Source organism: Streptomyces sp. NPDC047981, from assembly GCF_040653315.1.
Classification (GTDB): domain Bacteria; phylum Actinomycetota; class Actinomycetes; order Streptomycetales; family Streptomycetaceae; genus Streptomyces.
This window is the reverse complement of the sequence record NZ_JBEZNQ010000008.1, coordinates 66,972-79,612: the sequence shown is the minus strand read 5'-3', so window position 1 is coordinate 79,612 and position 12,641 is coordinate 66,972. Positions and strand designations below refer to the sequence as shown.

Annotated in this window: 6 protein-coding genes; 2 read left to right on the top strand and 4 right to left on the bottom strand. The window is 73.1% G+C overall.

Annotated features, from left to right (window positions below; genetic code table 11):
• Nucleotides 1-303 precede the first annotated feature (303 nt).
• Nucleotides 304-1,413, top strand: a complete 1,110-nt coding sequence (locus AB0E14_RS07280; protein WP_362413391.1) for a PP2C family protein-serine/threonine phosphatase — start codon at nt 304-306, stop codon at nt 1,411-1,413.
• Nucleotides 1,414-1,420: 7 nt separating this feature from the next.
• On the opposite strand, the gene AB0E14_RS07275 is transcribed toward AB0E14_RS07280, so the two are convergent.
• The 3 genes from AB0E14_RS07275 to AB0E14_RS07265 all read right to left on the bottom strand — a co-directional run bounded on the left by AB0E14_RS07275 (nt 1,421) and on the right by AB0E14_RS07265 (nt 7,687).
• On the bottom strand, nt 1,421-3,931 hold the full coding sequence (locus AB0E14_RS07275; RefSeq protein ID WP_362413389.1) for a SpoIIE family protein phosphatase: 2,511 nt from the start codon (nt 3,929-3,931) through the stop codon (nt 1,421-1,423).
• A complete protein-coding gene (locus AB0E14_RS07270) occupies nt 3,928-6,102 on the bottom strand; it encodes a SpoIIE family protein phosphatase (protein ID WP_362413387.1) in 2,175 nt (724 codons plus the stop codon). The genes AB0E14_RS07275 and AB0E14_RS07270 overlap by 4 nt, the downstream gene beginning before the upstream one ends.
• A 106-nt stretch (nt 6,103-6,208) precedes the next feature.
• A complete protein-coding gene (locus AB0E14_RS07265) occupies nt 6,209-7,687 on the bottom strand; it encodes a glutamate--cysteine ligase (protein WP_362413385.1) in 1,479 nt (492 codons plus the stop codon).
• 311 nt (nt 7,688-7,998) lie between these two features.
• Between AB0E14_RS07265 and AB0E14_RS07260 the strand changes: the two genes are divergently transcribed.
• On the top strand, nt 7,999-11,016 hold the full coding sequence (locus AB0E14_RS07260; protein WP_362413383.1) for a BTAD domain-containing putative transcriptional regulator: 3,018 nt from the start codon (nt 7,999-8,001) through the stop codon (nt 11,014-11,016).
• Between the two features lie 66 nt (nt 11,017-11,082).
• On the opposite strand, the gene AB0E14_RS07255 is transcribed toward AB0E14_RS07260, so the two are convergent.
• On the bottom strand, nt 11,083-12,594 hold the full coding sequence (locus AB0E14_RS07255; protein WP_362413381.1) for a hypothetical protein: 1,512 nt from the start codon (nt 12,592-12,594) through the stop codon (nt 11,083-11,085).
• Nucleotides 12,595-12,641: the final 47 nt, after the last annotated feature.

Here is a 12,641-nt window from a genome sequence, read left to right as displayed (position 1 = left end):
GGGCGCCCCACCGGTGTGGGCGGGGTGGTCGAATGCTAGAAGCCCCGCCACGCGAGGGCAGGACAGCCTCCGGCCAACAACCACCCCTCGAATGCCCCCGTCTTTGGCGCGGAACGGCGGGTGCCGCCTCCTGTATCCCGCACACCACATTGGCCCCACCCGTCGCCGGGTGGCGGAGTGCGCGCGGGCCGACCCGGTGCGGCCCGGTGATCGGCCGTCGAGGCTTCGGGTCCGGCCCGGTGGGCGCGCGGGGTGCTGTTCACCAGAGCGCTCCGTCCCCTTTGTGTGGATATTCTGACTGTTGTGATCGAGTCTGGGCGGGTGCGGCTCCGCCGGCGCTTGGGCCGGGGGTGGTTCGTGCGGCTGTCGCCGGTCTTCCTGACCGTCGTGATCGCCAGCCTCGCGTACGCCACCCCGCCGGAGATGGCCTTCAGCCGCCTCCTGCCGGCGGCACCGGCCCTGGCCGCCTCCATGTGGCCGGTCCTGCCGACCGTCCTGCTCGGCACCGTCTGCCTGCTGCTGATGATCGGTCTCAGCCTCGTCTTCCCCGACCTGGGGACGTGGTGGACCGCGGCGGGGATCATCGCGGTCACGGTCGCCGCCGCGTACGGGAGCCACGTACGGCTCCAGCGCGAGCGGACGCTCTTCCAGGTACGGCTCGTCGCCGACGCGGCGCAGCAGGTGGTGCTGAGCCCCATGCCGCGTCGCTTCGGGAGGGTCGAGATCGAGTCGCTGTACCTCGCCGCGGCCGCGGAGGCCCGCATCGGCGGTGACTTCTACGAGGTGGCCGAGACGCCGTACGGGGTCAGGCTGCTCATCGGTGACGTGCGGGGCAAGGGCCTGCCCGCCGTGGGGGCGGCCGCGGCGATCGTCAACGCCTTCAGGGAGGCGGCCTACGGCGAGGCCGACATGGTCGACGTGGCGCGCAGGATGGACGCCAGCAGCACCCGCTACAACGCCTCCTTCCCCCCTGAGGGACCGATGGAGCGCTTCGCCACCGCCCTCCTGGTCGAGATCCCCCCGGAAGGCGGACGGATCAGCATCCTCAACTGCGGACATCCTCCGCCGCTCCTCCTCAACCGGGGCGGGCTCCGTGCCCTCGAGTCCACCGACCCCTCACCCCTCCTCAGCCTCGCGGGGCTGATCGGCGACCACTACAATGTCGACACCTTCGACGTCGCCCCCGACGACCTGCTGCTCCTCTACACCGACGGGATCGTCGAGACACGGGCCCGCGACGGTGAGTTCTTCCCCCTGACGGCCTGGATGCGTCGTCAGCCCCCGACACCGCCCCGCGCCCTGCTCAGGGCCCTCCACCGCGACCTCCTGCGCCACAGCAAGGGACGCCTCGACGACGACATCGCCGCCCTCGCCGTACGGCTGGGCGGGTCCGGGGACGCGGCGCCCCGCTGAGCGCGTGTCAGCCGGCGTCGGTCGGCGGCAGCTCCTGCTCGGTCCAGATCGTCTTGCCGTGATGGTCGTAGCGACTGCCCCAGCGGGTGGTGAGCTGGGCGACGAGGTAGAGGCCGCGCCCTCCTTCGTCCGTGAGGTGTGCTCGGCGCATCCGTGGGTGAGTGGCGCTGGGGTCGGACACTTCGCAGATCAGCCGGTCGGTGTGGATGAGTCGGATGTGGACGGGTCCGGTGGTGTAGCGGATGGCGTTGGTGACGAGTTCGCTGAGGATGAGTTCGGTGGTGAAGGTGAGTTCTTGGAGTCCCCAGGTGTGGAGGTGTGTCGTCGCGGCCTGTCGGACGGTGGCCACGGCAGCGGGGTCGGCGTCGATGGTGAGGTCGGCCGTGTTGTGGGTCGGTATGGCCCGGGTACGGGCGAGGAGGAGGGTGAGGTCGTCCCCGAGCCCGGGGGCGGGGTGGTCGGTGACGATGTCCCGGCCGATGTCGCGCAGGGGTCGTGTCAGGGTGCCGGGTCGGCGCAGGTGGTCGGCGAGTTCGGCCATGCCGGTGTCGAGGTTGCCGTGGTCGAGTTCGATGAGTCCGTCGGTGTAGAGGGCGATGACGCTGCCAGGGGCCAGTTCGACCTCGGTCGCCTCGAAGGGCAGGCCTCCGATGCCCAGCGGTGGTCCGGGGTCGATCGGCAGGTAGGACACGTTGCCCTCCGGATCAGTCACCGCGGGTGGGGGGTGACCGGCGGACGCCACGACGCAGCGGCGGGTGACGGGGTCGTAGACGGCGTAGGCGCAGGTCGCGCCGGTGGCGGAGGAGATGGGGTGGTCGTGCCACGCCCCGTCGGGGTCGTCGTCGGATGACTGGTCGGCGGCCTGGTCGGTCGTCTGCTCGGGTTCGGCGGAGAGTTGGGCGACGAGGTCGTCCAGGTGGGTGAGGAGTTCGTCGGGTTCGAGGTCGAGGTCGGCGAGGGTGCGCACGGCGGTGCGGAGCCTGCCCATGGTGGCGGCTGCCGCCAGGCCGTGGCCGACGACGTCCCCGACGACGAGCGCGATACGCGCGGAGGAGAGGGGGATGACGTCGAACCAGTCGCCGCCGACGCCGGTGGCGGTGTCGGCGGGGAGGTAGACGCCGGCGGTGGTGGCTGCCGGAGTGTCGGTCTGGGCGGGGGGCAGCATGCTGCGCTGGAGTCCGACGGCGGCCCGGTGTTCGCGGGTGAAGCGGCGGGCGTTGTCCAGGGCGAGAGCGGCGCGGTCGGTGATCTCGCGCAGGAGGTCCTGTTCGGCGGGTTGATAGGGGCCGCGCTCGGCTCGGCGGCCGACGGAGACCCGGCCGAGGATCGTGCCGCGGGCGCGGAGCGGTGCGGTCACGGTGAACGGGTGTCCCCCGGCCTGGGCGTCGGCGCCGCCGCTGTGATCGCCTTCGGTGCCGGTGCCGGTGCCGGTGCCGGTGCTCGTGCCGGTGCCGTCTGCGGCGGGGTCGGTCGTGGGCACGGCGGTGAGGACGGGCGCAGGTGCGGGGAGGGTGTTGCCGGTGGCGGGGTGTCCGGCGACGGCGGTGCGGCGCAGGAGGAGCCGGCCGTCGCGGTCGGGCAGGGGCTCTTCGCCCAGTGATACGGCGTCGGCGATGTCGACGACGGCGATGTCGCCGAGGCCGGGCACGAGCGCGGCGGCGAGTTCTCTGCCGGTGTCGGCGACGGAGAGTGAGCGGCCGACGGAGGCCGTGGCGTGGTGGAGCAGCGCGAGACGTTCGCTGGACCGGCGGAGCTCGGTGACGTCGGTGAACAGCGCGGTGACCCCGAGGACCTGCCCGTCGGGGCTCTGCAGCCGGAAGGCGGAGATGGTGATGATCACTCCCGCCGAGGGGTCCTCGACGGTACGCAGGATCTGTTCCGTGCCGATGAGTGGCCGGCCGGTCCGAAGGACCTGTCGCAGGTTTTCTTCGACGGCTGCCGCGTCCTGAGGCCACAGGAAGTCGGCGAGGCGTCGGCCCCGCAGGTCGGAGGGGACTCCGGTGTACGGCAGGAGGTGGGTGTTGGTGCGCATGAGGCGGAGCTCGGGGTCGAGGACGGCGAAGCCGACCCGGTCCTGGAGGAAGAGCTCCGCGACGAATGCCTGGTCCTGGTGCCAGCGGGTCGCCAGTGAGGCCGGGGCGGCCAGGAGGAGGCACTCGGGTGGGGTGCCGGCCTCGTCGGGGACCTGAGGGGCCTCGGCGCCCTGGTGGCCCTGGGGGCCGTTGTGGAGGCGGAATGCCTGGAGGATGACGGGCAGGTCCTCGCCGCGGCCCGTGCGCAGTACCGCTGCGCCTCGCCGTCGCCCCCGGGCGTAGGCCTGGGCCAGTGCGGTCCAGGACGCCGGGTCGGCCAGCAGGGTGCGTGCCGGGCGGCCGATGACGTCCTGGGCGGACCGGCCGAGCAGCGCGTGGGCTTCGTGGGTCCAGCCGCTGATTCTGCCGTGGGTGTCGAGTACGGCGCCGGCGGTGTCGTGGGTGAAGGGCGGGAGGCTGTCGCCGGCCGGGCGGGTGTCGTTCATGGAGCCGCCTCCGTCCCGCTGTCCCGGGTCGCCGGGTTCGCCGTGTGCGCTGGGGCTGTGCCCGCCGGTCTGTCGCTCCGGGCGCGGGCGATCAAGAGGGCGACGTCGTCGTGGTCGCCGGGGTGCCTCAGCGAGCCGAGAAGCAGGTCGCAGGTCTCCTCCAGCGGGAGGCGGCCGGAAGCGGTGAGGAGGTCGGTCAGGGCGGTCAGGCGGACGTCGATGTCCTGGTCACGGGTCTCGACCAGCCCGTCGGTGTAGAGCAGGAGTTCGTCGCCCGAAGTGAAGGGGATCTCCTGGGTCTCGAAGGGGACACCGCCGACGCCGAGGGGTGCGCCGGTGGGCAGGGCGAGGAGGCGGGGCGGCTGGTCCACGGGTATGTGGACGGGCGGAGGGTGGCCGGCGGCGGCGAGGCGGCAGTGGTGGCGGTGTGGGTCGTACACGGCGTACACACAGGTGGCCATGGCGTCGTCGAGGTCGGTGGCGGTGCGGTCCAGGTGGTGCAGGACGGTGGCGGGCGGGAGCCCGAGGCGGGCGAGCGTGCGGGCAGCGGTGCGCAGTTGCCCCATGGTGGCGGCGGCGTTGATGCCGCTGCCCATGACGTCGCCGACGACGAGAGCGGTGGTGCGGTCGGGCAGGGGGATGGCGTCGAACCAGTCGCCGCCGACTTCGATGGCCGCGGAGGCCGGCTGGTAGCGGTAGGCCACGTCGAGACGGTGGAGGTGAGGCGGGTTGTGGGGGAGCAGGTGGCGCTGGAGGGCGAGGGCGGCCTGGCTCTGGTGGCGGTACCAGCGGGCGTTGTCGATGGCGACGGCCGCACGCGCCGCGAGTTCGCTGGCGAGTTGGACGTCCTCGTCGTCGAAGGGGGCGGGGTTGCGGGCGCGCTTGAGGTCGAGGACGCCGAGGACGGCGCCGCGGGCGCGCAGGGGGACGGCCAGGTAGGAGTGGATGCCGGCGTGGCGCAGGAGGGCTGCGGAGGGGGCGTCGCGGGCGATACGGGGCAGGTCACTGTCGGTGACGTGGGCGACGAGGACCGGGCGGCCCGTCCGTGCGCAGTGGGTGACGAGTCGTTCCGTCTCGTAGCGGGCGGGGGTGCCGACGGGGTCGGCGGCCTCCTGGGCGGGGGTGGCGTAGGCGGCCTTGACGGCGAGGGCGCGGAAGACCGCGGGTCCGGGGGCGGTGGCCCTCGCCCGGGGGCGTGGGCCCGTCAGGATGTCCTCGAGGACGTCGACGGCGGCGATGTCGGCGAGGCCGGGGACGACCAGGTCGGCGAGTTCGCGGGCGGTGACGTCGAGGTCGAGGGTGGTGCCGACCCGTTCGGAGGCGTCGGCGATGACGGTGAGGCGGCCCTTGGCGCGGGCAGCGGCCTGAGCGGCGTGGTGCTGGTCGGTGATGTCGACGATCGAGGCGGCGACACCGATGACGAGCTGGCCGGGGGTCTGCAACCGGTAGAGGGACACCGACCACACCGGTGCTCGCCCGTCGGCACGGGCGGGGCCGCGCAGGGTGTGGGACAGGACGGACCGTCCGGTCGCCAGGACGTCGCGGAGGGCCCGTTCGAGCGTGTCGATGTCGGGTGAGGCCAGGGTCTGGCGCGGGGTGCGGCCCAGGTGGGCGGTGGCTGGCCGGCCGTCGATGTGCTCGAGGGCGGGGTTGACGAGGACGAAGCGGAGGTGGGGGTCGAGGACGGCGAGCCCGATGGGGGAGTGGGTGACCAGGTGTGCGGAGAGGGACAGGTCGCGTTCGACACGCCGGACGGTCTCGCGGTCGGAGGCGAGCATCAGGGCGTAGAGCCGGTTCTGGTCGTCCTGGAGGCGGGTGTTGCGGAACTCGACCAGAAGCGTGTGCCCGTCTCTGTGGCGTACGGGGAAGACCCCTGCCCAGGGTCCGCCGCCGGCCATGACATGTTCGAAGAGGGACTGCACGTGCTGCCGGTGGCGGTCGGCGACCAGGAGGTGGGCGGCCGGGCGGCCCAGCGCGTCGGCGGCGCCGTATCCGAAGACGGTTTCGGCGTGAGGGCTCCACAGGACGATGCGGCCTGTCGCGTCGAGTACGACGGCCGCTACGCCCAGTGTGTCGAGGAGGCCGCCGGCGTCCAGGGCGGTGCCGGGCCCTCGGCCCGTGGGGCCCGGGCCCGTGGGGGCCGGGCCCGAGGAAAACGCCGACGCGCTCATCCGGACCGTGTCCCTCCTCCGCCCCGCGGCCGCCGCCCCGCTCCTCCATCATCCCGCCGTGGCAGCGGCCCGCCAGTCGTCGGCCGACGGGTCCACGTCCTGGGGGTCAGTCGACGGGCCAGGTGTGTGCGGGCGCGTTGAGGTGCATGTAGTCGATGTACTGCCGGGTCATCCGCCGGAGTGCCTCGTGCCGGCCGGCATGGTCGATGTCGTGCAGGTGGTGGAACATCTCGGCCTGCCACACCGCCCCGTTGCGGCCGCTGACACAGCGTTGTTCGATGATTCCGAGGAGTGGCTCGCGCCAGTCCGCGTCGAGACCGAGCCGTTCCAGTCCTCGGTCGGCCAGCGGGAGCAGCCGGCGCAGCACCAGCTCGGTGGCGGGGACTTCGCCCATGCCGGGCCAGTACAGGGGGGCGTCGATGCCGTGCCGCGCCGCGGAGTGGAGGTTGTCCTCGGCGGCGGCGAACGACATGCGGGTCCACACGGGCCGGTCCTCTTCGACGAGGGCGCGGACGAGTCCGTAGTAGAAGGCGCCGTTGGACAGGACGTCGGTGACGGTGGGCCCCGCGGGCAGGACGCGGTTCTCGACGCGCAGGTGGGGGACGCCGTCGACGACGGCGTAGACGGGCCGGTTCCAGCGGTAGACCGTCCCGTTGTGGAGGGTGAGCTCGGCCAGGGTGGGGATGTCGCCGCGGTCGAGGGTGTCCTCGGGGTCTTCGTCGTCGCAGAGCGGGAGCAGGGCGGGGAAGTAGCGGGTGTTCTCTTCGAAGAGGTCGAAGACGGAGGTGATCCACCGTTCGCCGAACCACACCCGGGGCCGTACGCCCTGCACCTTGATCTCGTCCGGGCGGGTGTCGGTGGCCTGTTCGAACAGGGGGATACGGGTCTCGCGCCACAGTTCCTTGGAGAACAGGAAGGGCGAGTTCGCGGCGAGGGCGACCTGTACGCCCGCGATGGCCTGCGCGGCGTTCCAGTGGTCGGCGAACTCGTCGGGGGAGACCTGCAGGTGGAACTGGGTGCTGGTGCAGGCGGCCTCGGGTGCGATGGTGTCGGCGTGGGTGCGCAGATGTTCCACGCCGTCGACGGAGATCAGCAGGTCCTCGCCGCGTGCGGAGAAGATCTGCTCGTTGAGCAGGCGGTAGCGGGGGTCCTCCGACAGAGCGGCGAGCCCGGTGTCCTTGAGTTCCAGGGTCGGCAGGATCCCGATCATGACCAGGTGCGCACCGATCGCCGCCGCTCGGTCCTCGGCGTGGTTGAGGGCGTCGCGGATCTCCTGCTCCCAGGAGTCGGGGCCGCCTTCGGTCAACCGCCTGGGGTCGATGTTGATCTCCAGGTTGAACTGTCCGAGCTCCGTCGACCAGGAGGGATCGGCGATCGCGTCCAGGACGTCGGTGCTGCGCATGGCGGGTTCGGCGGAGTCGTCGACGAGGTTCAGTTCGATCTCTATGCCGACCTGTGGCCGCTCGAAGTCGAACCGCGACTCGCGCAGCATCCGTGCGAACACGTCGAGGCAGGTGTGCATCTTGTTGCGGAACTGACGGCGGTCGTCACGGGTGAACGTCAGCTCCGGGACGTCACGTCCCATAAGGCCCTCCCGAACTCCTCGGTACGACCCCTCACCCCTTCAGCCTCCCACTTCCCCCACGCCCCAACCAGTCGCGGACCGGTGCGCGACTCCGGCGCGTGGCAGGCAGCGGGGTGCTGGGGTGCCGGGGAATCGGCAGTGTTCCGGAACGGTCCTCACGAACCGCGTTCCTTCCTCATTCTTTCCTCACAAGTGGAACGGGCGTGGTGGCGTCCGCATCCTCCAGGTCGCCGGTCCGGCCCGGAGGCGCACGCCCCGGGTCGGGCCGCTGAGTCTGATGTCGATCATTGGCGCGAGATGGGGGAGACCTCGTGGAATTTCGGCTGCTCGGTGGGGTCGGAGTGGCGACCCGCATGGGGGAGATGGCGCTCGGACCCGCCAAGAGGCGCAGTGTGCTGGCCACGCTCCTGCTGCGGTCCAACACGGCTGTGCCCATGGCGCAGTTGATCGACGCGGTCTGGGAGGAGGCGCCCCCGGCCCACGCCCGCACCGTCGTCCAGGGACACGTCTCGCGGCTGCGCGTGCTGTTCGCCGAGGCCTGTGCGGAGGAGTACGACGTACGGCTGGCCACCCGCGGTTCGGCCTACGTGATGGAGATACCGGACGGCCTCCTCGACGTGCACCGCTTCGAGGAGCTGGTCCGGCGCGGACAGCAGGGGGAGCGGCCCGAGGAGACGGCGGCCCTCTTGAGGGACGCCCTCGGTCTGTGGCGCGGGCCCGCCCTGACCGGGACCGTCCCGAGCACGTCGCTGGCCGCCGCCGCCCAGGCCCTCGAGGAGACCCGGCTGTCCACCGTGGAGCAGCTCGCGGAGCTTCACGGCCTGCTCGGCGACCTTCCGCAGGCCGTCGCGCTGCTGAAGGCGGAGGTGGGGGCCTATCCGCTGCGCGAGTCCCTGACGACCGCGTTGATGGTCATGCTGTACCGAGCGGGTCGTCAGTCCGACGCCCTCGACCGGTACCACCGCACCCGGGGGCTGCTCGCCGAGGAACTCGGCGTCAGCCCCGGTCCCGCCATGCGCGCGGCATACGAGGGGATACTCCGGGGGGATCTGCTCGGCGACCGGCCGTCGGCCGCGATGCCACGGGGCCTCGTCGTCGAGTCCTCGCGGGGGGAGACGAGCCGCAGCGGGCCGACGCGCGTGCGGACGAGCGGTCACGACCTCCGGAGCACGGGCGGCAGCGGGGCCGAGCCCCGGGTCCTGCAGGCCGTGCGGACCGCGCAGGCGGTCCCGCCGCAGGGAGCACCCGCCCGCCCGGACGGTCCCGGTCGCCCCCGCGCGGCCGCGCCGCACGACCCGCCGCCCCGGCCGGCGGACGTGCCGACAGGCCTGCCGACCGGAAGGGCGGCCGTGCCGCACGGTGAACGCGCCCCGCGGCCCGAGGCGCCGACGGACGGGCCTACCGGGCGGGCCGCGCCGCCCCGCCCCGCGTACGCGGCCGACCCCGGCGACCGCCCGGTGCCGCGCCTGCTGACCCGTGGCGCGCGGGGCTTCCACGGCCGGGCCGAGGAACTGGCCGGAATCGACGCGGCCACGGGCGAGGGCACCATCGCGCTGGTCACCGGCGCAGCCGGCGTCGGCAAGACCGCACTGGCGCTGCACTGGGCCCATCGGCACCAGCACCGTTTCCCGGGCGGAACGCTCTTCGCCGACCTGCGCGGTTTCGGCGACGATCCCGTCCAACCGGACGAGGTGATACGGGAGTTCCTGATGGCCCTCGGCGTCAAGCCCCGCGCCCTGCCCGAGTCCGCCCCCGGCGCGGCCGCGCTGTACCGGGAACTGACGGCGGAACGGGAGCTGCTGGTCGTCCTCGACAACGTCCGCACCGCCGATCAGGTCCGCCGGCTGCTGCCCTCGGGGCCCCGGTCGGTCGTCCTGGTGACCTCGCGGCTGAGGCTGAGCGGGCTGATCGCCGAGGGCCTCGCCCGACCCGTACCGGTCGACCTCCTCGACCTGGACGACGCCGTCGAACTGCTGGCCTCGGCGGTCGGCAGGGCGCGGGTCGCGGCGGAGCCCGAGGCGGCCGTCAGCCTGGGGAAGCTCTGCGACGGGTTGCCGCTCGCGCTGCGCATCACCGCCGCTCAGCTCGTCACCCGGCCGAACTGGAGGCTCGCCGACCTGGCCGCCGAACTCGCCGACGAGCAGCGAAGGCTGTCGCTGCTCTCCCTCGACGACAGCGGCGACGCGGGCGTGGCGGCGGCACTGGGGCTCACCGTGCAGGGCCTGCCGCCCGAGACGGCACGGCTCTTCGCCCTCCTCGGCAGGCTGCCGGGCACCGACCTGGACCGGTACACGGCGGCCGCGCTGTCCGACTGCGACCCGGTCGCAGCGGGCGAGGCACTCGACCGGCTGGCCGGCGCGCACCTGGTCACCGAGTACGTTCCGGGCCGGTACTCGCTGCACGAGCTGGTCCGCCTCTACGCACGCGGACTGTCCCGCGACCGCCACGCCCTGCTGCGGGTGCTCGACCACCAGATCGCGACGGCGCTCAGGGCCACGGCCGCTTCGGTGCCGGAGGACCAGCCGTGCTGCACGCTGCCCGACGGGGCGTACGTACCGCACTCCGGACGCGAGTTCGCGGACCGCCAGGATTCCCTGCGGTGGTACGCGGCAGAACGGGAGAACCTCGCCGCAGCCGTCACCGCGGCCCGTGCCGCCGGTCACGACGACCGGGCATGGCGCCTGGTCGTTCTGCAGTGGCCCCACATCACCTGGAACGTACGCGACGGCTGGGTGCCCCTGCTCGAACAAGCCCTTGAGTCGGCCGTGTTCCTGGACGACCCGGACGCCGAGACGCGCGTACGGGCCCTCCTCGGCTGGGTTCTTCTGGAGGAGGGACATCTGCCGGAGGCACTCCGCCGGCTGGAGCCGGCTCCCGCACTGGCGGCACGGACCGGAGACCCGTCGAGCGAGGCCACGGCCCTCGTCAACCTGGGCCTCGCGCTGGAACGCGGCGGCGACGTGCGTACGGCACTCGCGCATGCCACGCGCGCCGTCGAACTGACGCGCAAGGCGGACGACCCCCTGACGGAACTGCTCGCACTCGAACTCAAGGCCCGCCTGTACCTGACCAACGGCGACCTGGAGGACGTGCTGGAGTGCACGGCGCGGGCGCTCACGGTGTTGGCCGACCGCCCGGGTCTGCCCGCGATGCGCCACGTGATGATCCGCCTGACCCGAGGCGAGGCGCTGCACGTCCAGGGGGACCGGGACGAGGCCGCGGTCTGCGTCCGGGTGGCCCTGGCGGACGCGGAACGCCTCGGCTACAAGGAGGGCGTCAGGCGCGGGAAGGAGCAACGGGCCCGGTGGGCGGGGCGCGCCGGGGTGTGACCGTCGCCCGGCAACACCCTGACGGGCAGGGCCTTCCCTGCCTGTCGGGGGAGCGCGTCCCGGACCCTACGCGGAACAGCTGATCCTGACCGGGGCCGCCGCGGCGTGCCGGTTGCCGGAGGTCGTGCCCCGGTTGTCGAGGATGACGGACAGACGGCCCTGGTCCACGCGGTAGCTGCCGGCAGCCACCCACTGCCCGAGTCGCGCCGCCTGGTTGATCTCGAAGGTGCCGACCTTCGTGCTCGACTGCGGCTGGAACGAGCGGTACACGGTGTAGTGGGCGGGGCTGCCGCCGACGTAGGCGAGGTCCTTGACATTCGGGATGTAGACCTCGACCGCGCAACTCCCCTTCGTGACCTTGCCGGTGGGGAAGCGCCAATGGGCGTAGGCGCCGGTCGACCTGGACGTGCTGTTGGACAGGGGGATGCTGTAGAAGAGGCCGCTGCAGCCGTAGCCCTTCTGACTGCCCCAACTCCCGAGCCAGCCCTTCGTGCCGTCGGTGTACCGGTCCGAAGTGGCGAAGCCGGGGGTGTCGCAGCCGGGGCCTATGAAGTGCGTGTACGTGACGGGAGCGGGCTGCTGGACCGTGTCCTTCCCCTGCGGTACGGCGCCCCCCGATGTCCCGCCGCCGTCGGTCGGGTTCTGCGTGGGGGCGGTCCCGCCGCCCGTGGGCCGGCCGCCCTTGCCCTGGGCTCCTGTTTCGCCCGGCAGGGGCCGGGTGTTGCCGGAGCCGTCGTGCGGGGCCGTGCCGCCTTCGTGCGACCCGTCGGCCGGACCGCCCTTCGGAGCAGCGCTGCCCCCTGCGGCGCCCTCGTTCGGTGTGCCGGGAGCGGAGCTGCCGACCCGACCGCTGTCGGGTGCGTTCTGCTGCCCGGGCACCACGCCCGGCCCTGAACCGTCCGGCCCGATGAGGCTCCCCGAGGGCCCCTGGCCGGAGGCGGAGGGCGGCGTGCCGTCCGGTCCGGACGGGCCGGAGACCAGGAAGGGGATGCCGACGAGGAGGAGTCCACCGACGACGGCAGCGGCCATCATGGGCTTGGTGGGGCGGCCGAGGGGCCGCGGAGCGGTGTGCCCGGCGCGCTCGGCCGTGCCCGTCGAGGGCTTGCCCGCGGCCTCCGCCTTCGCCCCCGCCTTCGCCTCGGACTCGGACTCGGCCTCGGCCTCGGCCTCCGCTTTCGCCCCCGCCTCGGACTCGGCTTCCGCCTCGGACTCGGTCTCCGTCTCCGCCTGCGCCTTGGACTCCACCTCCGCTTCCGCCTTGGACGCGGCCTCCGCCTCCACCTCCACCTGTGCCTCCGTGCCGAAGGTGACTCCGGCGGCCCCCGGCGCGAAAGCCTCGCCGGTGCTCGTGGCCGGGGACCCGGTGGGCAGGGCCGCACGCCTCGTTCGCGTTCCTTCGGCCTCCTCCGACGCGCCCCGCCGCCCTGTCGCCCGGGCCTCCCCCTCAGCCTGCGGGAGCAGCTCGGACGTGGCTTCCTCGGCGAGGGTCGCGACCGCGACCGTATGCGCGCCCGCGGCCTCCGATGCCGGGCCCGAGGGGGTGCCGGATGCGGTGCCGTTCGCCTTGTTGGTTGCCATGGGTGACCTTCCGGGGGTGATGAGACAGAGGGGGGGTGGAGGAGGGC